Origin of the sequence: Mesorhizobium prunaredense (assembly GCF_900156895.1) — a bacterium.
GTDB lineage: Bacteria > Pseudomonadota > Alphaproteobacteria > Rhizobiales > Rhizobiaceae > Mesorhizobium > Mesorhizobium prunaredense.
The window spans coordinates 192989-217418 of sequence record NZ_FTPD01000003.1 but is presented as its reverse complement, the minus strand read 5'-3'; the positions used below and the strand labels follow the sequence as shown (position 1 = coordinate 217418).

Below are 24430 nucleotides of genomic sequence, written 5' to 3'. Positions count from 1 at the left end.
AAGCCTCATCGCACAAGCCTCTGGGCAGTGCGGATGATCACCACGGTGGCGCCCGCCATCAGCGTCACGATCAGCATCGTGGTGACCGAAAGCGCGGCACCCAGCGGCCAGTTGGAAGCCTTGCCGAATTGCGCCTGGATGGCGTTGGCGATCATGACGCCGTCCTTGCCGCCGACAAGCTTGGGCGTGACATAGTCGCCGACGGTCGGGATCATGACGATCAGCGCCGCCGAAATGACGCCGGGCGCCGACAGCGGCAGCGTCACGCGCAGAAAGGAACGAATGGGACCGTCGCCAAGATCCTTGGCCGCCTCGATCAGCGTGCGGTCGATTTTTTCCAGCGAGACGAAGATCGGCAGTATGGCAAAGGCCGCCCATGCATGGGTCAGCGTGATGATGACGGCGCTCGAATTGTAAAGCAGCGCCGTCGACGGCTCGTCGATGATGCCAAGGCCCAGCAAGCTGGAATTGAGCACGCCGTTGTAGCCGAGGATGACCTTCCACGACATGACGCGCAGCAGGTAGCTGGTCCAGAACGGGATGGTGATGAGGAACAGCCACAGGCTTTTATGGCGGCCGCCGTGGAACGAGATGAAATAGGCGATCGGATAGGCGAGGACGACCGTGAAGAAGCTCACCATCATTGAGATGTAGAGCGAGCGCCAGAGCAGGTCGCGATAGATCGGCTCGGTCAGCGCAGCGCGGTAGTTTTCCAGCGTGAAGGTGCGATCGATGGTCAGGTAGTTCTGCGTCCAGAACGAATGAGCGACGACCACTAGGATCGGCAGGACCAGAAGCACGAGCGCGTAGAGGAAAGTCGGGCTGATCAGGGCAAGGCCCTGGACGGGTTCGGACAGCAGAAGGGCATTTCGCCTGGCCCGAATGATGCCAAGCGTGGGTGGTCCTTCCGCAGCCGCTGTCATTGCAGATCCTCGGGCAGGCCCTCAAGCAGGGGCCCAGGCGTAATCTCGGTTGCTGGCGCGCATTGTCCTGGCATGCGGCGTCCCATTGCTAGCGCACCGGCTGTTTGTTCCCAATTCAGGGCCCAGGACGCAATCGCTGATCGCGTGCCTGGCTTGCCGGCTTTCTTTCATCATGCGCGCATCCGTGGATTGAAATCAAGCGCAATTTCTGTAATATTGATTGAACGGACATTCAAAATGTGGCGAAGAAAGCCGGTTTTTCCGATGCTTGGAACTGAGTTTCGTGTCCGATGAGATTTGCGACGAAACGATGGCGAGGCGACGATGGCGGCTGCAAGAGATTTGAGGGCGACCAAAACGGATGGACTTGACGGTGCCGATGCCGTTGAGCTGGCCAAGCGCCACCTCGTCCAGCCTTGGCCGTTCGCCGGCTCGGTCGGCGCAGAGGCACGCGCCATGATCGGCGGGGGCGACGGCATCTACATCACCGACGGCACTGGCAAAAAGCTGATCGACGGGCCGGCCGGCATGTGGTGCGTCAATATCGGCCACCGCCGCGAGGAGCTCGCCAAGGTGATGTACGATCAGGCGATGGCGCTGTCCTACAACACGCCGTGGTATACGATGAACGCGCCGTCTGCGGAACTCGCCATGCGCATTGCCGGCCATGCGCCCGGCGACCTCAGCCATGTCTTCTTTACCACCGGCGGCTCCTCGGCCGTGGAGACGGCGCTGCGCTTCATGCAGTTCTGCAACAATGTTCGCGGCCGCCCGGAAAAGAAGCTGATCCTGAGCAGGGGCGGCGCCTATCATGGCTCGACCTATCTGTCGGCCTCGCTCAACGGGCGCCCGCGGACACGCGACTGGATGGACGGTGCCGACGATCTTGTCGTCAAGCTGTCCTCGCCCGATCCGTTCCGCCGCCCGGCCGGCATAAGCATTTCGGCCTTCGCCGATCTCCTGGTTGATGAATTCCGCGATACGCTCGCCCGCGTCGGCGCCGACAGGATCGGCGCTTTCGTCGCTGAGCCGGTGCAGGCATCGGGCGGCGTCATCGTGCCGCCCGATGGCTATCTACGGCGCATCCGCGAGATCTGCCGCGACAACGACATCCTCTATGTTTCCGACGAGGTGGTGACCGCGTTTGGCCGGCTTGGTCATGTGTTTGCTTCCGGCGACCTCTTCGGCATCGATCCTGACATGATCACCTTCGCCAAGGGTGTGACGTCAGGCTACTTCCCGCTCGGCGGCGTCATCATCTCGGAGCGGCTGCTGGAAGAACTACGCCGTTCGAACCATCCGGACGCCATGTTCGGCCACGGATTGACCTACACCAGCCATCCGGTCGGCTGCGCGGTGGCGCTGAGGAACCTCGATATCCTCGAAGACGGCGTGCTCGCGCATGCACGAGAGGTCGCGACGTATTTTCAGGCGCAACTGAAGACGCTGGAGGAACTGCCTCTGGTCGGCGAGGTGCGCGGCCTGGGGCTGATGGGCTGCGTCGAATGCGTCGCCGATCGCGAAAGCAAGGATCCGCTGCAGCTCGACAAGGATGTCGGCAAGCGCATCGATGCGCATTGCCATGAGCTTGGCCTGCTGGTCCGGCCGCTGATCAACATGTGCGTGATGTCGCCGCCGCTGATCATCACGCGCAACCAGATCGACGACATGGTGTCGATCCTGCGCGAAGGCATTTCGCGCACGATGGATGATTTGCGACGGGAAGGTGCATGGCAGGGGTGACAGCCGATCTCCCCCCTTGAGGGCCCTTGTGGGGGAGACGTCGCCAAAGGCGACAGAGGGGGTCGGTTCGCGTGGAGTGCTACCTCCTCCTCTGAAGCAGCAGGCCGAGTCCGTCGGACCGACCCCCTCTGGCCTGCCGGCCATCTCCCCCTCAAGGGGGGAGATCCGCAGCTTCGGCGCCTCGCCCTACGACCGCGACCGCAGCGCCTCATTCAGCGCCCACATGTCCTTTTCCTCGGGCGCCGTTTCCAGCCCGAGCACCGGGATTTGCTTGCGAAGATGGTCGTGGTGGGTGCGCACGCCATATTCGAGATCCGAGAGATAAAAACCCTCGAAGGCTTCCGACAGCATGGATTCGTTCGACCACACGGAAAGCTGCACGTCCTCGTTCATGGTGTCGCGATCGATGCGGTAGGCGAGATAGCGCGCCGCCGCCTGCTCCCTGGTCTCGTCGGGGTAACGGTAGATGGCGCCGCGCAGCAGCGTCTCGCCGGTCGACAGCGGGAACTCCTGATAGAACTGTACGGATTCCGGCATGATCGACAGCGCATTGTTCGGGAAGATTCCGTAATAGATCCAGGCCTTGCGCAGGTGGTCGGGCAGATGCTTCGCCTTGGGCGCGATCTTGATGTACTGCGCGACGCTCCAGCGCCGCCCGGCATGCGGATTGTAGGTGGCGAAGGAACGTGACACGCCGTTGATGAACGGCTCGTCGAAATAGGTCGCGCCGTAAAGGTCCTGCAATGCGGGATGCGCCATGGCGACGTGGTAGCCTTCATTGTCAACGTCACGCACCGACTTCCAGTTGACCGGGCTCGTCTGGCTCCAGATGCCCCAGGAAGGCACCATCTCGGCGACACCATAGTGGGCGATCTCGGCCTCGATCGGCTTCAGCAGCTCGGCCACCGGCGGCTGCGGGCCGCCCTTGCGGAAGCGGATGAAGATGAAACCCATCCAGATTTCAAGCTCGATCGGCATCAGGCCGAATTCGGTCTTGTCGAGATCGGGGAAAGAGCGCGGACGGGCAGCGCCCCGCAGCGTGCCGTCGAGATTATAGACCCAGCCATGGAAAGGGCAGACCAGGGCGTTCTTGCAATTGCCCTGGCTGTCGGCGACGACGCGACTGCCGCGATGGCGGCACATGTTGTTGAAGGCGCGTACGACGCCGTCCTTGCCGCGCACGATCAGCGCCCGCTCGCCGACCACGTCCATGGTCAGATAGTCGCCGGCGTTCGGCAGATCGGAGATGTGACCGGCAATCTGCCAGTGGTTGCGAAAGACGTATTCCTTCTCGAGTTCGAGCACCGCGTCGGAATGATAACTCCAACCCGGCAGGCCCCGCCGGTCCCAGTTGTTGGGGATCGCCACGTCACGCAGGTGCGGGTTCATGAAAAAGCTCTTCTTTTGTTGAATGCTCATTCAATAAGACCACATTTTTCATTTAAATGCAATGACTTGTGGATAGACGATAGATTCTTGAGGCAAAATCCTCCGGCGCTTTTGCTCCAAATTCAAACGCTCAAGGCTGGAGAAATCCCGAAAATTCCGGGTGTTAGCAGGGTTCGCATCGCACTCCATTTCTCGGCGTGGGCCAGACTCCCCAAACTGGAAATTGCCAGCGAGGCTCACCTGTTTCGAAGGTCTGCCGATGCCCGCCGTTGCGCTTTCGCTGGCGGCGTCTGCGAGGCTGGATCGCGCGTTCTTGCCGCCTGGTGGCCGCCCGAAGATACCGCGAAATAGCGGTTTCTTGCCCGTTACATTGCTGGATACGCGCCATCGTCGGGTGGTTACAAAGTGCGTCTATGTTCGTTTCCACAGAAAAAGAAGATCGACGAAGGGAAGCGCGATGTATACGAAAATCCGGACTGCCTGCAATGACCGTCGTCTGCAAGCGCCGGAGCGCAACGATCGGCGGCCGAAGCTGGCGCTGCGCCAGCGCGCCAACGACCATCCGATGGCGCTGTTCGTGGTGCTGGGCGCCGCCGCGTTCGCCGGCATGGCGTTCGCGCCGACGGTTGGTCCCGCCTTTGCTTCACTGAACCCGCCGGCAAACATCGTCAAGGGCGCACCGACCACGACCAAGACCGCGCGCCTGCCGATGCCGGAGATCGATTTTGTCTGCAAGGGGCAGGCCTGGGGCGCCGAGAGTGCGGACTGCCTGCGCGTCATTGCCGAGCAATCCGGCATTCACAAGGCCCGCGCGGTCCGCGTGATCGCCAATGCCGCGCCGCTGACCCATACCCCGAACGTTTTTTGATGCTCTGAGCGACCCTCCAGTGCCCAGGCAGGCTCCCGCCGCATCGGTCGGGAGTCTTTTTTCTCTGGATCTGGCCCTTTGTTTGAGCGCCGGATTTTTTCAACTACCGATTTCCACCAGTCCGAAGTTCTAGCTGCCCAATGCGGCCTGCTCGGCAATGGCCGACAGCACGCCGCGCACGTCCAGCGTGCTGAACGGCTTTTCCAGGATCTGCGGCCGCTGCGGCGCCGGCAATGCCTCGATTTCGGCCTTCGCGCCGATCAGGTCGCCGGTGACCAGAACGAAGCGCCGCGCCAGATCAGGCTTTTCGGCGAGCAGTTCGCGATAGATCGATATGCCGCTGGTGCCGGGCATGCGCAGATCGGAAAAGACGATGTCCGGCGGCATATGGCCGGACAAGGTGGCGGTGGCCGATGCCCAGGCCGGCACGATCCGCGACTTGATGCCCATCAGCTCCAGAATGTCGGACAGCGAGGCGGCGACATCCGGCTCGTCGTCGATGATCAGGGCATGGCGCAATCCGCTCGAGCGCGACGGGCTTTCGCCGGCGCCGGCCGCGCCGCCGGAGATCTCCGGCAACTGGACGACGAAACGGGCGCCTCTCGGCAGAACTTCCTCGAACCAGACATTGCCATTGTGCCGCTCGATGATCGATTTCGAGATCGACAGGCCGATGCCGGTGCCGACGCCGACCGGCTTGGTGGTGAAATACGATTCGAAGATGCGAGAGCGTATCGCTTCCGGCACGCCCGGCCCGTTATCCTCGATCGAGAAACAGGGATTGCCGCGATCGCTGCGAAACGTGCGAACCTTGATCAGCCGGTCGCCGCCGATGCCGGCCAGTGCGTGCTGGCTGTTGATGAGGAAATTGGCGGCCACTTGCGTCACATGGTCGGCGTCGGCCATGGCCAGCAGCGGACCGCTGGCGAAATCGGTATCGATAATGATGCCGGTCGACCTGGCGCCGTAGGCAGTCACTTCGAGTGCCGCACGGACCACCTGGTTGAGGTCGGTCTCGGCCTGCGACGCCGGATGCAGGCGAACCATCGAGAGGAAGCTCTTGACGATGCGGCCGCAACGCTCTGCAGCGGCGCGCACCTTTTCGGCGCGCACCTTGGTCTGCGGGTCTGAAGCGAACTCGTGCAACAAAGTCGATTGGGCGACGACCACGGCAAGCGGGTTGTTGAGCTCGTGTGACACGCCGGCAAGCAGCGAGCCCATCGCCGCCATCTTCTCGTTCTGGTGCAGCTTTTCACGCTGGCGGCCGATCTCCTCCTCGGCGCGCAATTTGTCGCGAAGGTCGCGGATCGAGCCGAAGATCAGGCGGCGGTCGGCGACCCGCATCTCGGTCGCCGTCAGCTCGATCGGAAAGACCTCGCCGGCCGCGTTCTGGGTGACAGTCTCGATCCGCTGGCCGACCATCGGCGCGCCGCGGCCCGACATGTATTCGGCGCCCGACACATAGCCCTTGCGATAATAGTCCGGAACGACGGTGTCGAGCAGGTCCTTGCCGAGGATGTCGCTGCGCTGATAGCCGAACATCTTTTCGGCGGCCGGATTGAACTCGATGATCGAACCGGTCTCGTCGATGACGATGATGGCGTCGAGCGAGGCCTGCAGCATGGTGCGGCGGATGACTTCGCTGGCGTGGGCATCGGAAAGCGATCGTTCGATGGCGTCGCCGATGGCCAGTGCCACGATGTGCAGCGTTGCCTCTTCCTCGTCGGTCCATTCGCGCTCGTTGACGCAGTCGTTGACCGCCAGCGTGCCCCACAAATGGCCATGCGCAAAGACCGACACCGACAGGAACGACTTGATGTGCTGCTTATCGAAGTCGGTTCTCAGAAAGCCTTCGAGGTCGCGCGTGTGTCCCGCGAAGATCTTGCCTTGCCGCTCGTCCTCCGCCAACCGTTCCAGCAGTGGGTCCGAATTGACGACCGACTGCAAGATCACCGTCGGCGATGCCAGTTCGCCACCATATCGGGGGTCGATCCAGTAGGCCGCCACCGACTGGGCAAAGCCCTGGCCGGGCAACTCGCGCAGCCGAAACAGGATGCCGCGCTGGCAATCCATGGCCGCGCACAGCGTTTCAAGGATGCTGGCCATCTCGCGCTGCCAGTCGTCAGCTTCGTGAAGCCGGCGAACGATGTGAACAGCGGCCATCGCCGCGCCCTGCCTGACGCCGTGCCTATCGCTGCGTGCTTCAGCCGTCATGGTCAGCCGTCATTTCACAGTCGCCACCGGGAGTGGTTGCCAGTGGTCGCGCCGCTCAGTTGCCTTCGCCAGTCGGCAGCGAGAAGATATAGCCTTCGCCGCGGACTGTGCGCAGGAATTTCGGATTGGCCGGGTCCGCCTCGATCTTCTTCCTCAGCCGCATGATGCGGATATCGACTGCACGTGAGGATTCAGGATCTTCCGCGAAGCCGATCGCCTCGGAGATCGCCGCACGCGTCAGCAAGCGGTTGGCACGCGTCAGGAAGACCTCCAGCACGTCGAACTCGCTCTTGGCCAGGTCGATGACCGTCCCATTGGTGCCGGTGACGAACCGACCGTCGAGATCGGCATGGAAAGGGCCGAAGCTCATGGAACGGCGGCTGGCAGTTGTTTCGGCCTTGGCGGCCTGCGGCTCGGCCGGCTGCGGCACGCGGCGCAGCACGCTGCGGACCCGAGCCAGCACCTCGCGCAATTCGTAAGGCTTGACGATGTAGTCGTCGGCGCCGAGTTCCAGCCCGACGATGCGGTCGAGCGCGGTGCCGGCGGCAGTGGCATAGATGATGCCGATCGACGTTTTCGAGCGCATCCAGCGGCCAAGCGACAGGCCGTCCTCGCCCGGCATGGCGATGTCGAGGATGGCCAGGTGAAACGACTGCGTTTCCAGCAAGGTTCGCGCAGCGCTGGCACTCTCGGCCGTCGCGACATCGTAGCCGCTGGCGCCGAGATACTCGGCAACCGCGTCCCTCAGATCCGGCTCGTCCTCGACGACGACAATTCGTGCCCGCACGATGCTCTCGCTCCCACTTTCAGCGGAAAGTAGATTGGGTATAAACATCATGTCCAGCACTCATCTTGGGTTGCCGGTTGCAGGGTGGAAAAAAAATGGCTGCACGATCCATCATCGCGCTTGTTTCCGTCGCCGAAGTGGTCGCAACCGATCTGGCCGACCATCTCGAACGGCGCGGTCATGACGTGCGCGCAGTGCGGCAGCCGTGGGAGGCCGAATCCCTGCTTTCCGGAAACGGCATCGATGTCGTCGTCGTCGGCGACAGCCTCAGCCAGGCGGAAGGGCGTGATCTGCTCAAGCGCCATGGCGGCGAGGGCGGGCCGGATTTCATCCTGATCTGCCGGCCGGCCGATCTCATCGACAAGGTGCTGGCGCTCGAGCTCGGCGCCGCCGACGTCGTCGAGAGCCCGCTCAACGTCAGGGAACTCGCTGCCCGTATCGGCGGCTTGCTGGCACGGCGCGGCCGGAACGCCGGGGAATTGGTTGTGCTGGAGAACGCGACGGTCGACCTCCGGTCGGCCATGGTCATGCATCGCTCGGGCACGGAAGAACAATTGTCGCCGGGTCAGGTGGCGCTGCTCAGATTGTTCCTGGCCAGGCCGCGCAAGGTCTTGACGCGCGATGACATCATTGCCGCCGCGCCCGCCGAAAATGCCGATGCCTTCGATCGCTCGATCGATTCGCGCATCGTGCGACTGCGCCGCAAGCTCGACACCGAAACCATCACCACGATAAGGGGTGCGGGCTACCGGTTCGATCCGCCGACGCAGTTCGCGGACTGAGGCCCAGTCCCTCACCTTCGAGCCCCTCACCGTGCTGTCCACGGGCCCAGGCGCTCAGCGCACCACGAGAAGCGACGGACCTGACGGCATTTCGCTGGCCGCGACGAATTCGCTCGCATGGGCACGATCCCTAAGAAGCACGGTGGCTAGGCCGGCAAAGCCGAGCAGGCCCTGTGCGTAGAGCAGTGCGGAAAGCACCGAAGCTGCAAATTTCGTGTTCATCGTTTCGTCCCCCAAATTTGGTTTCAGGTTCGCTTCAGGGAAAACCCCGAAGTGCCCGCGCCGCCAGCGGAGCCCCCCGTTGCGGCGCGGGCCTTCGGTCCTCTCGGCTGCAAGTTGCCGGAGGTGCCGCGCATCTTCTTCAGCCCAAAACCGACCCGCCAGAGGGCCTTGAGCCGGTTATGCGCAGGCTGGACACGATCCAGACCGTGGCGAAAACAGTGCGGCATGCCAATCAACGCTGCTTCTATGCTTATCCTGAACAGCCAGGAGATCGCGTTCGACTGCATTTTCATCTTCGTTTGTGCCGGCTGTTTTCGTTGGGTCAACTTTGCGGGTGGCCTGTATCCAGATCATGCCGCTCGAGTCCGCGCTTTGTTGCCGATTGGTTTCGAGCCAAGTCAAGTTTCTTTCATATGAGGGAAGACCGCACTTTCCCCGGCAGGCGGCAGTCCTTTCGCGGGTCCGGGCTCGACCAGGCAAACCGTCCTGTCCTTGGTTTCACCCCTGCAAATGCCTCGGATGGGCCTCCGGCCGTTAACCAGAGGAAACAGATTCGAAACAGAAAAATCCGCCGTGCGAAATCAATTCGAAACGTGATCCAACGACAAGCCATTCATCGAATTGGAGCCGGCCATACCCGGCAGACAGGGGGACATCATGTACACTGCCATTTCCGCCAAGCTCATCAACATCGCCGCCGCCGTCACCGCGGGCACGGTTCTTCTGTTCGGCGTCGGCAACGGCGTTGCCCATGCCGCCAATCGGGCCGCCAATCAGATCGTGGCGCGGATTTCGCTTTCGCAGCAGACGATGGAAGTCCTCGTCGACGGCCGGCCGACCTTCGCGTGGAAAGTCTCGACCGGCGGCAAGGGGCATGTCACCCCGACCGGCTCGTTCAAGCCGACCCGCATGCACCAGATGTGGTATTCGAGGAAGTACGACAATGCGCCGATGCCGCATTCGGTCTTCTTCAAGGGTGGCTACGCCGTGCATGCGACCAATTTCGTCAAGCGCCTCGGCCAGCCGGCCTCGCATGGCTGCGTGCGGCTGCATCCGGACAACGCCGCCGACTTCTACCAGCTTGTCGAAATTTTCGGTCCGACCAACACCAAAATCGTCATCGTCAAATAGATAAGCAAGACGATCCGCTTTCATAAATGCGTTGCGGTCGGACATCACTGCCCAAGAAAAGGCCGGAGATTTCCGGCCTTTTTGTCAATCAATCGACCGGCACCGGCATCAGCTTCGGGTCCGGCTTCTCGGCGTGATGCGGCAGGTCCTTGCTGGCGATGAAGGTGTAGAACATCGGCACCACGAACAGGGTGAACATGGTTCCCACCAGAATGCCGGTGAAGATCACCAGGCCCATCGAATAGCGCGCCGCGGCGCCGGCGCCGCTGGAGATGATCAGCGGCACCACGCCGAGCGCCATCGCCGCCGTCGTCATCAGGATCGGTCTTAGCCGCACCCTGGCCGAGGCGACGATCGCATCGCGCCGCCGCATCCCGTGGAGCTCGCGCTGCTGGTTGGCGAACTCGACCAGAAGAATGCCGTGCTTGGTGATCAGGCCGATCAGCGTGATCAGCCCGACCTGCGTGTAGATGTTGAGCGTTCCCAGCCCCAGATTGAGCGGCACGATTGCGCCGAAGATCGACAGCGGCACCGACATCATGATGATCAGCGGATCGCGGAAGCTTTCGAACTGCGCCGCCAGAACCAGATAGATGACGAGAACGGCTGCCGCGAACGCGATGATGATCGTGTAGCCCTGTTCCTTCTCCTGTCGCGACTGGCCGGTGTAGTCGATGAAGAACGTGTCGGGCAGGCTTTCCCTGGCGATATCCTCGATGGTCCTCAGCCCGTCGCCTGTGGTGACGGTTGGCAATGGCAGAGCGGAAATCGTGGCGGAGTTCAATTGGTTGAACTGCTCGATCACGGCCGGCGAGGCATTGGTCGAGATCTTCACCACCGCCGAGAGCGGCACCATCTCACCCGACGCGCTGCGCACGAAATACTCGGCCAGCTTTTCAGGGTTGTCGCGGAAGTTCTGCGGCACCTGCGGGATGATGTCGTAGCTGTTGGATTCGCGGTCGAACTGCGCCACTTCGGCGCCGCCGACCAAGAGGGTCAGCGTCCGGCCGATGTCGGCGATCGGCAGGTTGAGCGCCGCAGCGCGGTCGCGGTCGATCGTCACCGTCACTTGCGGTGCGTCATAGGACATCGAATTCTGCACTGCGAGGAAGCGACCGGAGGCCTGCGCCTTGTTCTTGATGTCCTCGGCGGCCTCGTACACCTGGGAGGCATCGCCGGTCGAGCGCACCACCATGGTGACCGGCAGGCCGCCGCCGGAGCCGGGCAGCGTCGGCGGGGCGAAGACGAAAGCCTCGACGCCCGCCACCTTGGCAAGGCGGGCGGTGATGTCTTCCTGAAGCTCCTTCGAGCTGCGCTCGCGCTCGGCCCAGTCCTTGAATGCGAAGCCGACGAAGGCGTTGTTCGTCGGGCCTTGGAAGGCAACGGCGGAGAACCGAGCCCTGGTTTCGGGGATATCATTCATCAGCCCGAGAATCTGGTTCACATAGGTCTCGGTGTAGTCCGACGTCGCATAGCGCGGCGCATTCACAATAGACAGCAAGAAGCCCTGGTCTTCTTCCGGCGCCAGTTCGCTCGCGGTCTTGGTGAACATGAAGCCGGTCGTGGCGACCAGTGCAATGACGATCATCAGCGTCACCGGGCGATATTTCAACGAGCCGCTGACCAGCCGCTCATAGATGTTTTCGACGCGCCCGAACGTGTTGTCGACAATACGCTGGAAGCGGCTGTGCGAGCCGGGCCTGAGGATGCGTGCCGACATCATCGGCGTGACGGTCAGGGCAACGACACCCGAAAGCACCACCGAGCCGGCAAGCGTCACCGCGAATTCGCGAAACAGTGCGCCGGTCAGGCCGCCGGTGAAGGCCAGCGGCGCGAACACGGCGGCCAGCGTTATCGTCATGGCGATGACGGCGGACGAGATCTCCCGCATGCCGTTGAAGGCCGCCTGCATCGGCGACAAACCGTCTTCCTCCATGTGGCGGTGAATGTTTTCCACCACCACGATGGCATCGTCGACGACGAGGCCGATCGCCAGGACCATGGCCAGCAACGACAAAAGGTTGATCGAATAGCCCAGCGTAAACAGCAGGAAGCAGACGCCGATCAGCGACAGCGGAATGGTCACGATCGGCATCAGCACCGAGCGGAACGAACCGAGGAAGAGCAGGATGACGACGATGACGATGATAACTGCCTCGCCGATGGTCTTGAACACCTCCTCGATCGATGCGCTGATCTGCTCGGTCGAATCGTAGACGATCTCGATCGTCATGCCTTGCGGCAGCGTCTCCTGGATCGTCGGCACGATTTCGTGGATCGCCTCCGCTGTCGTCAGCGGATTGGCGGCCGGAGTCGGGAAGATGGCGAGAAAGATGCCGGGCTTGCCGTTGAAAGTGACCCTGGTGTCGGTGCTCGCCGCGGCGAGCTCGACGCGCGCCACGTCGCGCAATCGCACCACATTGCCGTCTTTCGAACGGAGCGGAAGAGCAGCGAAAGCCTCCGGCGTCTGCAGCGTCGAACGAACGGTGATCGAGGAGGCGACGTATTCGTTTTCGGTGTTGCCGGGTGCTGACAGGAAATTCGATTCGTTGATGGCGGTCAGCACTTCCGACGCCGTCACGCCGCGCGCCGCCAATTTGATCGGGTCGATCCAGACGCGCATCGAATATTCTGCCGCCCCGAAGATCTGCACGTCGGCGACACCCTCGACCGTCGACATGCGCGGCCGCACGACGCGCTCGATATATTCGGTGAGCTGTTCCGGCGTCATGTTCGGGTTCTGCATCGAGATATACATCATCGCGAACTGCTCGCCGGTGCCCTTGACGATCACCGGGTCTTCGGACTCGTCCGGCAGGTCGCCGCGCACGCTTTGTACCTTCGACAAGACTTCGTTCAGCGCGACGTCGGGGTTGGAGCCGAGTTTCATCTGCACCGTCACGGTGCTGGAGGACGGCCGGCTCGCCGACGTGACATAATCGATGTTCTCGGTCGAAGCGACGGCACGGGCGATCGGCGCGGAAATGAACCCCTGGATCAGGTCGGCGCTGGCGCCGGGATAGGCCGTGGTGATCGTGATGGCCGTTTCTTCGACCTCCGGATACTGCCGGATCGAGAGGCTGAAGATGCCCTGGAAACCCAGAAGCAGGATCATCAAGGCGAGCACGGTCGAAAGGACCGGACGGCGAATGAAGATGTCGGAGAAGCTCATTTCTGGGCTGCCTGCTGGTTTGCCGGCTTGGTCGGATCGATGGTGTTGTCGACGGCAACGGACATGCCGTTGGAAAGGCGGTTCTGGCCGGCGGTAACGACTTCGTCGCCGGGCGCGATGCCTTCCAGGATCTCAACCAGGCCGGCATTACGGCGGCCTGGCTTGACGAACACCTGGGCAAGCACGAGCTGCGGCTTCTGCTCTTGCGCCGTCGGCTCGGCTGGCGCAGCAGCCGGTTGTTCCTCGGGTTTTGCCGCGGGCGCTTCAGTCGCGGGCTTCGCACTATCCGTGGCCGGCTTTTCTTCCGCGTTGGCCGCGGCGGCAGGGGCGGCGCCATTGGCCGCGGCGGGCTTTGCCGGACGCACCACAAAGACGAAGTCACCGTAGAGGCTGGAGGTCAGCGCAGTCTGCGGCACCGTCAGCACGTTGTTTTCCTCGGGCAGTTCGACGCGCACCTGCACGAATTGGCCAGGGGTCAGCTTGCCTTCGGGGTTGGCGACCTCGGCCCTGACCGTCACCAGCCGGCTGGCCGGGTCGATTTTGGGGTCGATGCCCCGAATAGTGCCGGTGAAAGGCAACTCGCCGTCACCAACGCCCAGCCGCACCGTCTGGCCGATCTTCAGCAGCCGAAGCTGCTGTTCGGGAACCGAGAAATCGGCCCGCATCGTCTCCAGATCCTGCAGGGTCGCTACGGAAGTGCCGGGTGAGAGATACTGGCCGAGATCGATCCTGGGGATACCCACGGTGCCGCTGAAGGGCGCGGTCAGCAGCTTCTGCTCGAGCACCGCCTGCAGCCTGTTGACCCGCGAAGCGGAAGCCAATGCGGCTGCCCGCGCCGTATCGAGCGTCGAATCCGAGCCGACACCGCGTTTCTGCAATTCAAGGGCGCGTGTCAACGCCGTCTGGTCGAGTGCAGCTTGCGCCTTCGTCGCCTCGAGATCGGCGCGCTCGGCGGCATCGTCAAGCTGAAGGAGACCCGCGTTGGCTTCAACCTTCTGATTGGCGTGAAACAGGATGTCCTTGACGATGCCGGCGGTTTCGACGGTCAGGTCGACGCCGCGGACCGCGCTGACAGTGCCGATCGCCTCGACGCCCGGCGTCCATTCCGTCGGCTTGACGATTGTCGTCGACACGGTCGCGGCCGGCGGCTTCATGGTGGCGAAGAATTGCTGCATTGCATTGTCGCGGAACAAGTTGAAGCCGACGATGCCGCCGCAGACCAGCACGAGCAGAATGAAGGCAATGATGAAACGCTTGATCACGAACAGTCCCCTTGGCCATGGCCCGGCACAACAGTCGGATGACCCAAACACATACCTGTGGCTGGTCCCGATATCAAATGACGGCGACCTTACTGTACCGTCTGGACGGTCTTGTCAATTCCGCGTAGGCTAATGTATGGGGAGCGATTGATGAAAGCCCGCAGAGCAAATTCGCGTGATAAAATTCTCGCCGCCGCCGCCGATGTGGCACGCGAGACAGGGCCGGGCAGCCTGTCGCTGGACGCCGTCGCCAGCCGAGCCGGCGTGTCGAAAGGCGGCTTGCTGTACAATTTCCCGACCAAGGCGAAGCTGATGCAGGCGCTGGTTGAGGATTACCTGCGCGCCTTCGAGCAGGCGCTGGACGCCGCCCGCACTGCCGGCGTCAGCGGCGAGAGCCCGCTTGCGACCTACATCAAGCTTTCGGCCGAACATGCCGCGGAATCGAAACCGTCAGCTTCCTGGATATTTTCGGCGATCGCCGAGGATCCCGATTTCCTGACGCCGATAAAAGCGTTCAGGCGGCAGGTTTTCGAACGGCTCAAGGGAGAGACGCCGGACCTCAAGGCGCTGCTGGTCTGCTACCTCGCCATCGAAGGACTTCGCAGCATGAATCTCTTCGACTCGGACGTCCTCTCACAGGACGAACGTCGGTTGCTGGTATCGTCCTTGCTGGAGATTGCGGGATAGATTGCCGCGCAGCGCTGCAGGATATACCTATTGTGACAGGTGGGATCATATGGTTGAGCTGGTCTGGCGAGGGTGAAGGAACTTTTGTCCGCCTCGCGATTTTGGATGTGTGGTGAGAAGCCGAACCGTCAGAAGGGATTGCCGATGACAACAAAACGCTTTGCGATCCGCGCTCTCGTCTTCGCAATGGGCTGCAGCATGTCTGCCTCGGCCTTCGCTGGAAATCGCGACCAACGGACTGAGCCCGAGCGCTACGTTCCCGCCGAAGGCAACATCATCGAGATTCTGTTCGGCGGCCCGCGCTACTATGACCGGCAGTTGTTCACGACAGCCGCAGGAGCCTGCTCCTATGACAGGGTCGGGCCCGATGCGAACGCGTTGAACAAGATCAACGATCACTATTGCGGGAAGTAGGCAGCCTTCAGCGCCTGACAGTCTTCTTCATCTGCTCGATGATCTCTGCCATCAGCGCCAGGTCGCGGCGGGAGTCCGCTAGGTCGGTCAGCGGCTTCGTCCCGTCGGTGATGTGGCGGTGGAAGGTTTCCAGTTCGTTGGAGAAGGCGTCGCCATACAGCGGCCCGAATGTCCGCGTCACTGGGCCGGCTGCTCCGGCTTCCGTCACTTCGAGCCACGTCGGTAGGCTGCGGATGTAGGGCGTGTCGTAAATGATGCGGACCCGTTTGGTGTTCGAGCGCACCTCGATCATGGCATCGAATAGGCCGAGATCGTCAACGACCGCATCGTAGCAGCAGGCGAAGTGGCCGTAGTCGAAGGTCACGCTGGTGTTGGCGCCGCCATTGGTGCGGTGCGCCGCCAGCACACGGGCTGGTTCGCCGAGCAGCCCGCGCATCGCCGAAATATGGTGCGAGCTCAGCGCCGTCAGGCCGCGATAGGCGCGTACGAGATCGGCGGGCGCATCGCTGCCCACCACTTCGCGAATCAGCGCCTCGCGCTCCCCGGCGCCGCGTGCCAAATGGGCCGGATCGATGTCGGTGGGATAGAGGACGTTCTGGCTCTTCTTCAGGAAATGCCGGCCCTCGGAGATCAGGTCGAAGATGCGGACATGGGTGATGTCGGCGAAGTCAGGCAGTTCCTCTATCGCTGCCAGATAGGCCGGAGCGTAGCGGCGCATGTAGCCGACGAAGATCGTTTTGGCGTAGTTTGGCGTCAGCGCCAGAAGCTCGTCGATCTCGCGCACCGTCAGGCAGGCGGGCTTTTCCAAGAGGACATGCTTGTTCGCCTGGACGGCGGCATGGACGAAACGGCTGTGGGTCTCGTCTGACGAGAGGATGAAAACCGCGTCGATATCCGGCGAATCGATTAGCGCCTCTGCCGTTTCGAAGGCTTTGGCGGTCGGGTATTCGGATGTGCACAGCGCCATTAGGCTCGGCGACACATCATAGATGCCTGATACCAGCCAGCTGTCGCGCTGATCGCTCAGCACCGGCAGATGGATCGATTGCGCGACCTCTCCAAGACCCACTAGCCCGACACGGATCACCGCCACGGCACACTCCCTTTGCAAACCAATTGTTTCAGCCAACAGCTCGTTATAGCTACAGGTGCGGCTCGACCCGGCCGTCCGTCATGCAGCGCCGGTGACGAGCGCGACGAGTTCGTTGCCGGTGGTCTCGGATGAACGGACGGTCGCCACCATCCGTCCCGCTCGCATCACCCAGATCTGGTCGGACAGGCGCCGCACCTGATCGAAATTATGGCTGACCAGGATGACGCTGACGGCCTGTTCGCGCAGCCGCCGGATCAGGGCTTCGACATTGGCCGTCTCCTGCACGCCGAGCGCTGCGGTTGGCTCGTCCATCACCACCAGCTTGGCGCCGGAACCTGCGGCGCGGCAGATCGAGATCGCCTGTCGCTGTCCGCCCGACAGGCGCCGCACGCGCTGGCTGACCGAAGGCATGTTGATCGACAGGCGCGACAGCATGGCGCGCGCCTGCTGCTTCATCGCCTTGCGGTCGAGCAGGGCGAGCGGGCCGATCCGGCGCACGATCTCACGGTTGAGGAACAGGTTCTGAGCGACTGTCAATTCGTCGATCAGCGCGAGGTTCTGGTGCACCGTCTCGATGCCGGCCTTGCGCGCCTCGTCGGGATTGGCGAAGGGGTGCAGCCGGCCGTCGAAGAAAATGTCTCCAGCGTCCGGCACATGCACGCCGACCAGGCAGCGTATCAGCGTCGACTTGCCGGCGCCATTGTCGCCGATCACCGCGGTGACCTCGCCACGGCGGGCCTGGAAGGCGACATCGGTGAAGGCGCGGATGCCGCCGAAATGCTTGCTCAGTCCTTCGCAGGCGAGGATCGCGTCGGCCGACGGGGAGTGATTGACGGCGCTCATTTCTGATACCGCATGATCAGTGCCGCCAGCACCACGATGGCGCCAACGGCCAAGGGCTGGTAGAAGGCCGAAACGCTGAGCAGCGTCAGCCCGTTGACGAGAGCGGTGAGCATCAGCGCTCCGATCGCCGGGCCGAGAATGCTGGCGCGTCCACCAAACAGGCTGACGCCTCCCAAGACGACTGCCGCCACCGAATTGAGCAGAAGGCTGGTATTGATCTGCGGTTCGGCCGAGCCGATGCGCGCGACCAGAAGCAGTGCGGCGATGCCGGCGCAGAAGCCTGAAATCGTATAGGCGGCGATCTTGACCCGGTTGGTGCGGATGCCGAGCGCGCTGGCGCTTTCGACCTGGCCGCCGGTCGCCAGCAGATGCACGCCGAAGCGGGTGTGGTAGAGCGCGATATGCGCCACCAGAACGGCTGATATCGCCACCCAGACGGGATAGCCGAACGGTCCAAAGGAGCCCGAGGCCAGCCGCAGCAGGAAAGTCGAGCCGACCATTATCGGCTCGCCGCCCGACAAGATCAGGCCGAGCCCGGTGACGCCCGAAAGCGTGCCGAGCGTTACCACGAAGTCGGGTATTCGCCCGGCTGTGATGAGCGCGCCGTTAAGGAAACCGACCGCGCTGGTGGCAGCTACGGCGAGCACGCAGGCGAGAAAGATGCCATAGCCCGCGGCATCGACGAGGCCGAGGATGATGGCGCCCAGCATGACGGCTGCCGCCAAGGAGAGATCGATGCCGGCGGTCGCGACGACGAAGGTCTGTCCGATCGACAGCACGACCAGGATCGCCGCGGCCAGCAGCAGGGCCTGCAAATTGGCGATGCTGAGAAAGACCGGCTGACTAATGCCGAAGACGATGACGAGGCCGACAAGGCCGACGACCGATGCCCAGTCGGCCCAGAAGGAAGGATCCAGGAGGAGAGCCGACAGGGAGGGGCGGCTCTCCTCCGCCGCGCCCGCGGTATGCACGGGCGCGTTTTGTTCAGGAATGGTCACTTCAACATCTCGCGGAAGGGATCGGGATAGTCGCCGCCCGGACGCGGGAAGTTCTTCAGCGAGGCTTCGGCATTGTCCTTGTTGATCAATAGAACCGGCGCCGGCACGTTGGCGGGCAGTTCCTTGCCCATGGCCGCTGCCTTGCAGGCTTCCACGCCCATGGCACCGACGACATAGGGATATTGCGCGACGGTCGCGGCGAGTTCGCCGGCCGCCACCGATTTCAACGCGTCGACGATGCCGTCGAGGCCGATCACCTTGACGTCCTTGCCCGAGGTCTGGACGGCGCGCTGAACGCCGAGCGCCATGATGTCGTTGGCGGCGAAGAAGCCGGCGAGATCGGGATGCGCGGCCAGGATGTCGGTGGCCGCGGTGAGCGCCTTCTCGCGATCCCAGTCGGCACTGACCATCACCACGACTTCGAGCTTGCCTTCGACAGCCTGCTTGAAGCCCTTGATGCGGGCGTTGCTGCCGACATCGCCGACAATGCCGGCCACCAGCGCGACCTTGGAGCCTGCAGGAACCAGCTTCAGCATCTCTTCGCCTGCCAGCACGCCGGCGGCAACGTTGTCTGTGCCGATATAGGTTGAGATGGTGAAGCCCGCGGCCTTGGCCTGCTCGGCGTCGATGGTGCTGTCGATGTTTACGATCGGCTTGTTCTTCTGGGCGACAGGCACAAGTGCCTGGACGAGGTTGCTGACGCTGATCGGATTGACCAGATAGCAATCGAAATCCTGCATGGCCATGGCGGTCAACCGATCGGCCTGGCCGGTAGCGTCGCCCATATTGGCGGCTGCCTGGATAGTGACGGCAACGCCGTCGGCCTTGGCCTGCCCTTCGATGCCTTGGTGCATGTACTGGAAGAAGGGATTGTCGAGACCCTTGACGATTGCCGCGACGCGGGCCGCGTCCTCGGCATGGACCGGCACTGAAATCACGATTGCAAACAGGCCTGCGCCAAGCGTCAGGCAATTGAACATACGCATGCTTTTCCTCCTCCTAATTTGTTGGTGGTGTCGCAATTGACCCGTTGTTCTGCGAACTAATGCCTGTGCCGGCGAAGGCCTGCCCGGCGCTTGCGATGATAGGCTGCCGACCGACCGGCGATCGCCGCACGGCGGTTTCCGAGCGCCCGGTAATGGCCATTTTCGTGTCAGGCATTTCTCCTCCCGGAGCGCTGACCGATGCCTTGTCAGCATTTCCGCATGTTTTAGAAAAAATTAACATGCGTCAAGATTTAAAATGGTATGCAGAGGTTTTTGATGTGCTGCGGTGCAGCAGAAATTGACACTGCGGGGGCGAAGCAGCTTGATGCCGGCGTCGTCAGTTGTGTGGCTTCAGCCTATGAGTCCACCGCGAACGCCGAATGCAGCGGCACCAGCGCTGGGCCATCGGTGACCGGCGCCGCGCAGCTTGGCTCAGCGATGGCTTGCCTCCCTGCCGGCGGCACGTTCGGTCGGACCGTCTTTGCTATTCTTGTCCTGTGCCATCGCCAATGGCGCGCCCGGTTCGCCTTCCCACAGAATCAGGCTGGCCGCGCCGACCAGTCCTGCGCGGTCGCCGAGCTGTGCCGGCACGATTGGCACATCCCGGTAGGCCGGCATCGCCCGCTGCTCGACGGTTGCCCTGATGGTCGGAGCCAACAGGTCGAAGCCGTTGGCGAGGCCGCCGCCCATGACGATCAGGCCCGGCGAATAGAGGTGAAGCAGGTTGGTGAAGCCGATGCCGAGCCACTTGGCTTCCACTTCGATCAACTCGAGCGCGCTGATATCGCCGGCACGCGCGGCTTCGACGACGTGCCTGGCCGAAACGTCGCCACCGCCCGAAAGGCGCCTGAGCAGGGAGCCGTCGCCCGGCGCTGTCAGCGCCGTGGCACGCCGCCCGAGCGCGGTTCCGGAGGCGACCGCCTCGAAACAGCCGACGGCGCCGCAGAAGCAGCGGTCGCCCTCGCCGGTGATGGTCATGTGGCCGATCTCGGCGGCAAGCCCGCGCCGGCCGTGATAGATGTGGCCGTCGGCAACGACGCCGCCACCAATCCCGGTCGATACGGTGACGAACACCAGGGATCCGGTACCTTGCCCGGCGCCGAAGCGCCATTCGCCCAGCGCGGCCGCGTTGGCGTCGTTTTCCAGACGCACCGGCAGGCCGAAATGCTTGGCGAGAATGTCGATCAACGGCACGTCGTGCCAGCCGGCCAGCGTCGGCGGGGCAATCACGATCCCGGCCTTGGGATCGAGCGGTCCCGGCGCGCCGATGCCGATGCCGACGACATCCGCTTGTGGCCGCTGTGCCAGAAGATCCCCGGCCAGTGCGATGATCTGGCCGATCACCGCATCCGATCCCGCGATCGCCATCGTCGGCGCCGAAACCTGCGTGACGACGCGGCCGCCGCTCTCGACCAGCGCACCGCGCAGCTCCGTTCCGCCGAGATCGAAGGCGAGGGCCAGTCTTGTCATCAGGCGGCGACCTTCAGCCCATGCAGCCAGGCCATGCGCTGCGCAAGGTCGGGGTCGCCGAACGCCAGCGATCCGAGCACCACCGTCTCGGCGCCAACGAAGCGCAGGCGGGGCACCGTCTCGTGGCGGATGCCGCCGTCGGCAGCCAGGATGATGTCGGTTTCGCGACCGGCTTTTCTCATCAGTGCGCGCGCTTCGATCAAACGTGGGCAGGCCTGCTCGGAAAGGCTCTGGCCCTTGACGCCGATGGATGTGCCGAGAAGCGTCACAAACGCCACTTGCGACAGGAAAGGCGTGACCGCGGCCACCGGCGTTTCCAGCCTGAGCACCACGCCGGCCTCGGCGCCGAGCGCATGCGCCAGCCGCACGGCGCGCAGGCCGGCTTCGCCGTTTTCGGCGTGGACACTGACCAGATCGGCGCCGGCCTCGATGAACTGACGCGTCTGCTCCTCGACGATCTCGGCTTCGACCATCAGGTGCACATGGATAGGCCTTGCCGTTAGCCTGGCGATCCGCGCTACCAGGTCCGGGAAGAACAGGAAGCCGGGAGTGAAGCGGGCGTCCGCGACATCGATGTGGTGGAGGTCGACATGAGGTTCTATGCGCTTCAGGTCGCGTTCCATATTGGCAAGGTCGGCCGACCACAGCGAAAACTCGCCAAGCAGCCGGTTGCGCGGCAGGGCGGCGACGGCAGCGGGGCCGGACAGGGATTTGGTCGTCATGACGGAACGAGGCTCCGGAAGTTCGAGTAGGTCTGAAGGAAGGTCGTGATCTCGGCCTGCAGCTCGGCGAAATGCCTGACGCTGTCGAGCGCCTTGGGATGGATTTCGGCAAAGGTCGCGCCGGGAATGGCTGCGGCGAGCGTATGGGCCGTCGAGAGCGGATGCACCGCATCCATGGCATTGCCGATGACCAGCGTCGGAATGCCAAGCACCGCGGCGTCACGCGCCGAAACGCCCGGGCCGTCGGCGGCAATGTCGGCGAGGACCTGCGCGAATGGCGCGGCGTCCGGCCGGTCGAAATAGCCGGACAGCGAGGCAAGGTTGTCGGGTGCTTCACGCTGCAGGCGCGCCGCGGTTTCCGATTGCGCGAAAATCGCCCTCGCCTTGTCGGGGCCGCGGTCCTGGATAAGCCTGGCAACCTCGGCGATCGGCCGCAGGTTCACCGGCGCGCTGTCGAAAATCCAGGCCGGCCGCACCAGGAGAAGACCTGCGACGCGGTGCGGATGACGGCAGGCCAGGCGCATGGCGATCGCGGCGCCCATGGAAATGCCGCCGGCGACGAAACGATCGAGACCGGCCTGATCGGCGGCGGCAACAACATCGTCCGCGAACATACTCAGGGAGAACGGCCGGCGGCTGCCCAGTCCGGAGGCGCCGTGCCCGCGACATTCCAGCGTGATGCGCCGCAACCCCGGCCCGGAAGGGAAAGCCTGGGCGACCTGCGCCTCGCCACCGCCCAGCCCGTGCTGAAAGACGACCGCAAGCCCGTCGCCATGGTCGAAGACTTGAAGCGTGGCGTCATCGCGAAGCAGCGTGGCCAGGCGCGCCATCACACCAGCCCCTTGAGGAAGCGGGCAACGCTGGGTGCCTCTTCGGCCGAGAGGCCATGCGTGACCAGCGGCCCGTCAAAGCCCGATGCTTTCAGCCTGGCGACGAAATCCGCAAAGTCGACGACACCCCGACCGGCGGTGGCAAAGCGGCCGTCGGCAAAGCGGTCCTTGGCGTGGGCCATGGCGACGTGGCCCGCTGCGCGTTCGACGGCGGCGGCGACGATGGCGCGTGCTTCGGCCGGGCTCGCCTGCTCGAACAGGTTGGCTGGATCGAGCACGATACGCAGCCGTGTCGAGCCCATCTCGGCGATCAGGCGCATCGCGTCCGACGCCGAGGTGACGATGTTGGCCTGTTCGGGTTCGATGCCGAGATCAACGCCGTGACGCTCGGCGAGTTGAAGCGCCTTTTCCATCTCGCCCGCCATGTCGTCCCATGCCGAGGGCTCGGTATTGTCGGGATGATATGCCCACTGATCGTCCGCGTTGCGCGTTCCCGTGCACAAGGTGACCAGCGGAACGGAAAGCTCTGCCGCGGTCTTGATGACCACGCCAAGCCGGCGCAGGCCGTCGTCGCGCACAGTCCTGTCGGGATGGGCCATGTTGTAGGTGCCCGAGAGCGCTGCCAGGGCGACACCGCAAGCCTTCGACGCGGCCGCGATGGCCTCAAGGGCGTCTTTTTGCACCGCATCCGGCATCGACGGCAGCCCGGCGCAGGCAAGGTTGAACTGGGTGACGGCAAATCCCGCGTCGCGGACCGCTGCCAGCACGCCAGCCGGCTCGCTGCCCGGAAAGGTCTTGGCGAACACCCCGATCTGCATCAGACCGCTCCCGTTGCGGAAGCGATCTCGACGCGATCGCCGGTTTCGACCGAACGGGCGATCGCCACCATGGCGCGGATCGAGGCAAGGCCGTCCTCGACGTTGGCGCCGCGCATCGGTTTGCCGTCAAGGATTGTCTCGGCGAGGCCTTCGAGCTGGCGCCTGAAGAAATGCCCGTCGGCGCCAAGCGGCCTTCGCGACGTTGCATCCTTCTCGTGAAAGATATCGACCTCACTCGCCCGGAAATACCAGGGATTAAAGGTCTTCGCGATCACCGAGCCGTTTTCGCCATAGAGCTGAAAACCCTCGTGCCAGTCCATTCGGACAGCCACGGTGAGGTCAAGATGGCCGAGCGCGCCATTGCTGAATTCGGTTTCGACGAACCAGCAATAGGCGCCGAAACGTTGGTTGAGGCGGGCGCGCACGGCAACGATCTCGCCGCACAGGAAGCGCGCGGTGTCGACGAGGTGCGAGCCGTGCGCGAGCATGAAATACTGCCTGAGATCGGCCTTCGGATTGCCGCCCGGCTTGCGCGCCAGCTTGCTGGTGACCGGCAGCGGCTGGACCGCGTCGGTGTTGGTGTAGCGGTGAGTGGAATCGCAATACCAGGCTTTTAGCGCCAGGATCTCGCCGATCTCGTCGCGGACGAAATCGCGCGCCGCTTCCAGTGCCGGGTCGAAGCGCTTCATATGGCCGACCTGCAGCACCTTGCCGGAGCGCCGGACCGCATCGGCGAGCATCTCGCCTTCCTCGACCGAGACGCCGATCGGCTTTTCACACAGCACGTGCTTGCCGGCCTCGAGCGCCTTGATCGACATCGGCACGTGATAGGCGTCGGAGGTCGCGACGATCACCGCTTCCAGTTGCGGGTCGGCCAGCATCTCATCGTAATCGCCATAGATTCTTTCGGGTTCATAGGTCGCGCCCATGCGCGCCAGGAGATCGGGGGCGGCATCGCAGATGGCATAGAGATCGGCATTCCCGGCCTTCACGCAGGATTCGAGATGGGCGAATTGGGCGATCGGCCCGCAGCCGAGCACGCCGACACGAAGGCGACGGTCTTGCTTCCGGATCAT

24 protein-coding genes are annotated in these 24430 nt (G+C 63.4%); 7 read left to right on the top strand and 17 right to left on the bottom strand.

The genetic code is table 11. From position 1 onward, the window contains the following. Positions 1 to 5 precede the first annotated feature (5 nt). Positions 6 to 923 (bottom strand): ABC transporter permease, encoded by a 918-nt coding sequence (locus BQ8794_RS03630; protein ID WP_077373191.1) that lies wholly within the window; start codon positions 921 to 923, stop codon positions 6 to 8. A 324-nt stretch (positions 924 to 1247) separates the two neighbouring features. Between BQ8794_RS03630 and BQ8794_RS03625 the strand changes: the two genes are divergently transcribed. Continuing rightward, positions 1248 to 2666, top strand: a complete 1419-nt coding sequence (locus BQ8794_RS03625; protein ID WP_077373189.1) for an aminotransferase — start codon at positions 1248 to 1250, stop codon at positions 2664 to 2666. Between the two features lie 186 nt (positions 2667 to 2852). On the opposite strand, the gene BQ8794_RS03620 is transcribed toward BQ8794_RS03625, so the two are convergent. After that, the gene (locus tag BQ8794_RS03620) at positions 2853 to 4055 is read right to left on the bottom strand and encodes an aromatic ring-hydroxylating oxygenase subunit alpha (RefSeq protein ID WP_077373376.1); all 1203 of its coding nucleotides are present in this window, start codon (positions 4053 to 4055) and stop codon (positions 2853 to 2855) included. 457 nt (positions 4056 to 4512) lie between these two features. Between BQ8794_RS03620 and BQ8794_RS03615 the strand changes: the two genes are divergently transcribed. Further along, positions 4513 to 4923 carry a hypothetical protein gene (locus BQ8794_RS03615; RefSeq protein WP_077373185.1) on the top strand — a complete coding sequence of 137 codons (411 nt, stop codon included), beginning with the start codon at positions 4513 to 4515 and terminating at the stop codon, positions 4921 to 4923. Positions 4924 to 5052: 129 nt separating this feature from the next. Here BQ8794_RS03615 and BQ8794_RS03610 read toward each other — a convergent pair whose 3' ends face one another. Both BQ8794_RS03610 and BQ8794_RS03605 read right to left on the bottom strand, forming a co-directional pair. Further along, positions 5053 to 7137, bottom strand: coding sequence for a PAS domain S-box protein (locus BQ8794_RS03610; RefSeq protein ID WP_167378613.1), 2085 nt, complete (start codon positions 7135 to 7137; stop codon positions 5053 to 5055). Positions 7138 to 7192: 55 nt separating this feature from the next. Continuing rightward, entirely contained in the window at positions 7193 to 7972 is a 780-nt protein-coding gene (locus tag BQ8794_RS03605) for a response regulator (RefSeq protein ID WP_174654358.1), read from the bottom strand. Positions 7973 to 8019: 47 nt separating this feature from the next. On the opposite strand from BQ8794_RS03605, the gene BQ8794_RS03600 reads away from it, so the two are divergent. After that, positions 8020 to 8706 (top strand): response regulator transcription factor, encoded by a 687-nt coding sequence (locus BQ8794_RS03600; RefSeq protein ID WP_077373181.1) that lies wholly within the window; start codon positions 8020 to 8022, stop codon positions 8704 to 8706. Between the two features lie 54 nt (positions 8707 to 8760). Here the strand turns inward: BQ8794_RS03600 and BQ8794_RS03595 are convergent, their stop codons facing one another. Beyond that, a complete protein-coding gene (locus BQ8794_RS03595; protein ID WP_023797130.1) occupies positions 8761 to 8928 on the bottom strand; it encodes a hypothetical protein in 168 nt (55 codons plus the stop codon). A gap of 23 nt (positions 8929 to 8951) precedes the next feature. After that, positions 8952 to 9215: a hypothetical protein gene (locus tag BQ8794_RS03590; protein WP_244554839.1), complete on the bottom strand. Its 264-nt coding sequence runs from the start codon at positions 9213 to 9215 to the stop codon at positions 8952 to 8954. Between the two features lie 370 nt (positions 9216 to 9585). Here BQ8794_RS03590 and BQ8794_RS03585 point away from each other — a divergent pair, with 370 nt between their 5' ends. Next, complete coding sequence (locus tag BQ8794_RS03585; RefSeq protein WP_077373178.1) at positions 9586 to 10059, top strand: L,D-transpeptidase; 474 nt, start codon at positions 9586 to 9588, stop codon at positions 10057 to 10059. 88 nt (positions 10060 to 10147) lie between these two features. Here BQ8794_RS03585 and BQ8794_RS03580 read toward each other — a convergent pair whose 3' ends face one another. Further along, on the bottom strand, positions 10148 to 13231 hold the full coding sequence (locus BQ8794_RS03580) for an efflux RND transporter permease subunit (RefSeq protein WP_077373175.1): 3084 nt from the start codon (positions 13229 to 13231) through the stop codon (positions 10148 to 10150). After that, positions 13228 to 14493 (bottom strand): efflux RND transporter periplasmic adaptor subunit, encoded by a 1266-nt coding sequence (locus BQ8794_RS03575; protein ID WP_425293517.1) that lies wholly within the window; start codon positions 14491 to 14493, stop codon positions 13228 to 13230. The genes BQ8794_RS03580 and BQ8794_RS03575 overlap by 4 nt, the downstream gene beginning before the upstream one ends. A gap of 150 nt (positions 14494 to 14643) precedes the next feature. On the opposite strand from BQ8794_RS03575, the gene BQ8794_RS03570 reads away from it, so the two are divergent. Both BQ8794_RS03570 and BQ8794_RS03565 read left to right on the top strand, forming a co-directional pair. After that, positions 14644 to 15180: a TetR/AcrR family transcriptional regulator gene (locus BQ8794_RS03570; RefSeq protein ID WP_023797135.1), complete on the top strand. Its 537-nt coding sequence runs from the start codon at positions 14644 to 14646 to the stop codon at positions 15178 to 15180. 144 nt (positions 15181 to 15324) lie between these two features. Continuing rightward, complete coding sequence (locus BQ8794_RS03565; RefSeq protein WP_077373172.1) at positions 15325 to 15594, top strand: hypothetical protein; 270 nt, start codon at positions 15325 to 15327, stop codon at positions 15592 to 15594. 7 nt (positions 15595 to 15601) lie between these two features. Here the strand turns inward: BQ8794_RS03565 and BQ8794_RS03560 are convergent, their stop codons facing one another. The 4 genes from BQ8794_RS03560 to BQ8794_RS03545 form a co-directional block, all read right to left on the bottom strand. After that, positions 15602 to 16687: a Gfo/Idh/MocA family protein gene (locus tag BQ8794_RS03560; RefSeq protein WP_077373169.1), complete on the bottom strand. Its 1086-nt coding sequence runs from the start codon at positions 16685 to 16687 to the stop codon at positions 15602 to 15604. 78 nt (positions 16688 to 16765) lie between these two features. Next, entirely contained in the window at positions 16766 to 17530 is a 765-nt protein-coding gene (locus tag BQ8794_RS03555; RefSeq protein ID WP_077373166.1) for an ATP-binding cassette domain-containing protein, read from the bottom strand. Beyond that, entirely contained in the window at positions 17527 to 18528 is a 1002-nt protein-coding gene (locus BQ8794_RS03550; RefSeq protein ID WP_077373163.1) for an ABC transporter permease, read from the bottom strand. Before BQ8794_RS03550 ends, BQ8794_RS03555 begins: the two co-directional genes overlap by 4 nt. Beyond that, the gene (locus tag BQ8794_RS03545) at positions 18525 to 19514 is read right to left on the bottom strand and encodes a sugar ABC transporter substrate-binding protein (RefSeq protein WP_077373160.1); all 990 of its coding nucleotides are present in this window, start codon (positions 19512 to 19514) and stop codon (positions 18525 to 18527) included. Before BQ8794_RS03545 ends, BQ8794_RS03550 begins: the two co-directional genes overlap by 4 nt. Before the next feature lie 59 nt (positions 19515 to 19573). Here BQ8794_RS03545 and BQ8794_RS34400 point away from each other — a divergent pair, with 59 nt between their 5' ends. Continuing rightward, positions 19574 to 19816, top strand: coding sequence for a hypothetical protein (locus tag BQ8794_RS34400; RefSeq protein WP_143744452.1), 243 nt, complete (start codon positions 19574 to 19576; stop codon positions 19814 to 19816). Positions 19817 to 19946: 130 nt separating this feature from the next. Here the strand turns inward: BQ8794_RS34400 and BQ8794_RS03540 are convergent, their stop codons facing one another. Genes BQ8794_RS03540 through BQ8794_RS03520 form a run of 5 tightly spaced genes read right to left on the bottom strand, consistent with a single transcriptional unit; the run spans position 19947 to position 24430 of the window. After that, positions 19947 to 20984 carry an ROK family protein gene (locus tag BQ8794_RS03540; RefSeq protein WP_077373158.1) on the bottom strand — a complete coding sequence of 346 codons (1038 nt, stop codon included), beginning with the start codon at positions 20982 to 20984 and terminating at the stop codon, positions 19947 to 19949. Next, a complete protein-coding gene (locus tag BQ8794_RS03535; protein WP_077373155.1) occupies positions 20984 to 21706 on the bottom strand; it encodes a ribulose-phosphate 3-epimerase in 723 nt (240 codons plus the stop codon). The genes BQ8794_RS03540 and BQ8794_RS03535 overlap by 1 nt, the downstream gene beginning before the upstream one ends. Continuing rightward, positions 21703 to 22536: an alpha/beta fold hydrolase gene (locus BQ8794_RS03530; RefSeq protein ID WP_077373152.1), complete on the bottom strand. Its 834-nt coding sequence runs from the start codon at positions 22534 to 22536 to the stop codon at positions 21703 to 21705. The genes BQ8794_RS03535 and BQ8794_RS03530 overlap by 4 nt, the downstream gene beginning before the upstream one ends. Then, positions 22536 to 23354, bottom strand: a complete 819-nt coding sequence (locus tag BQ8794_RS03525; RefSeq protein ID WP_077373149.1) for a sugar phosphate isomerase/epimerase family protein — start codon at positions 23352 to 23354, stop codon at positions 22536 to 22538. Before BQ8794_RS03525 ends, BQ8794_RS03530 begins: the two co-directional genes overlap by 1 nt. After that, on the bottom strand, positions 23354 to 24430 hold the full coding sequence (locus BQ8794_RS03520) for a Gfo/Idh/MocA family protein (RefSeq protein WP_077373146.1): 1077 nt from the start codon (positions 24428 to 24430) through the stop codon (positions 23354 to 23356). Before BQ8794_RS03520 ends, BQ8794_RS03525 begins: the two co-directional genes overlap by 1 nt.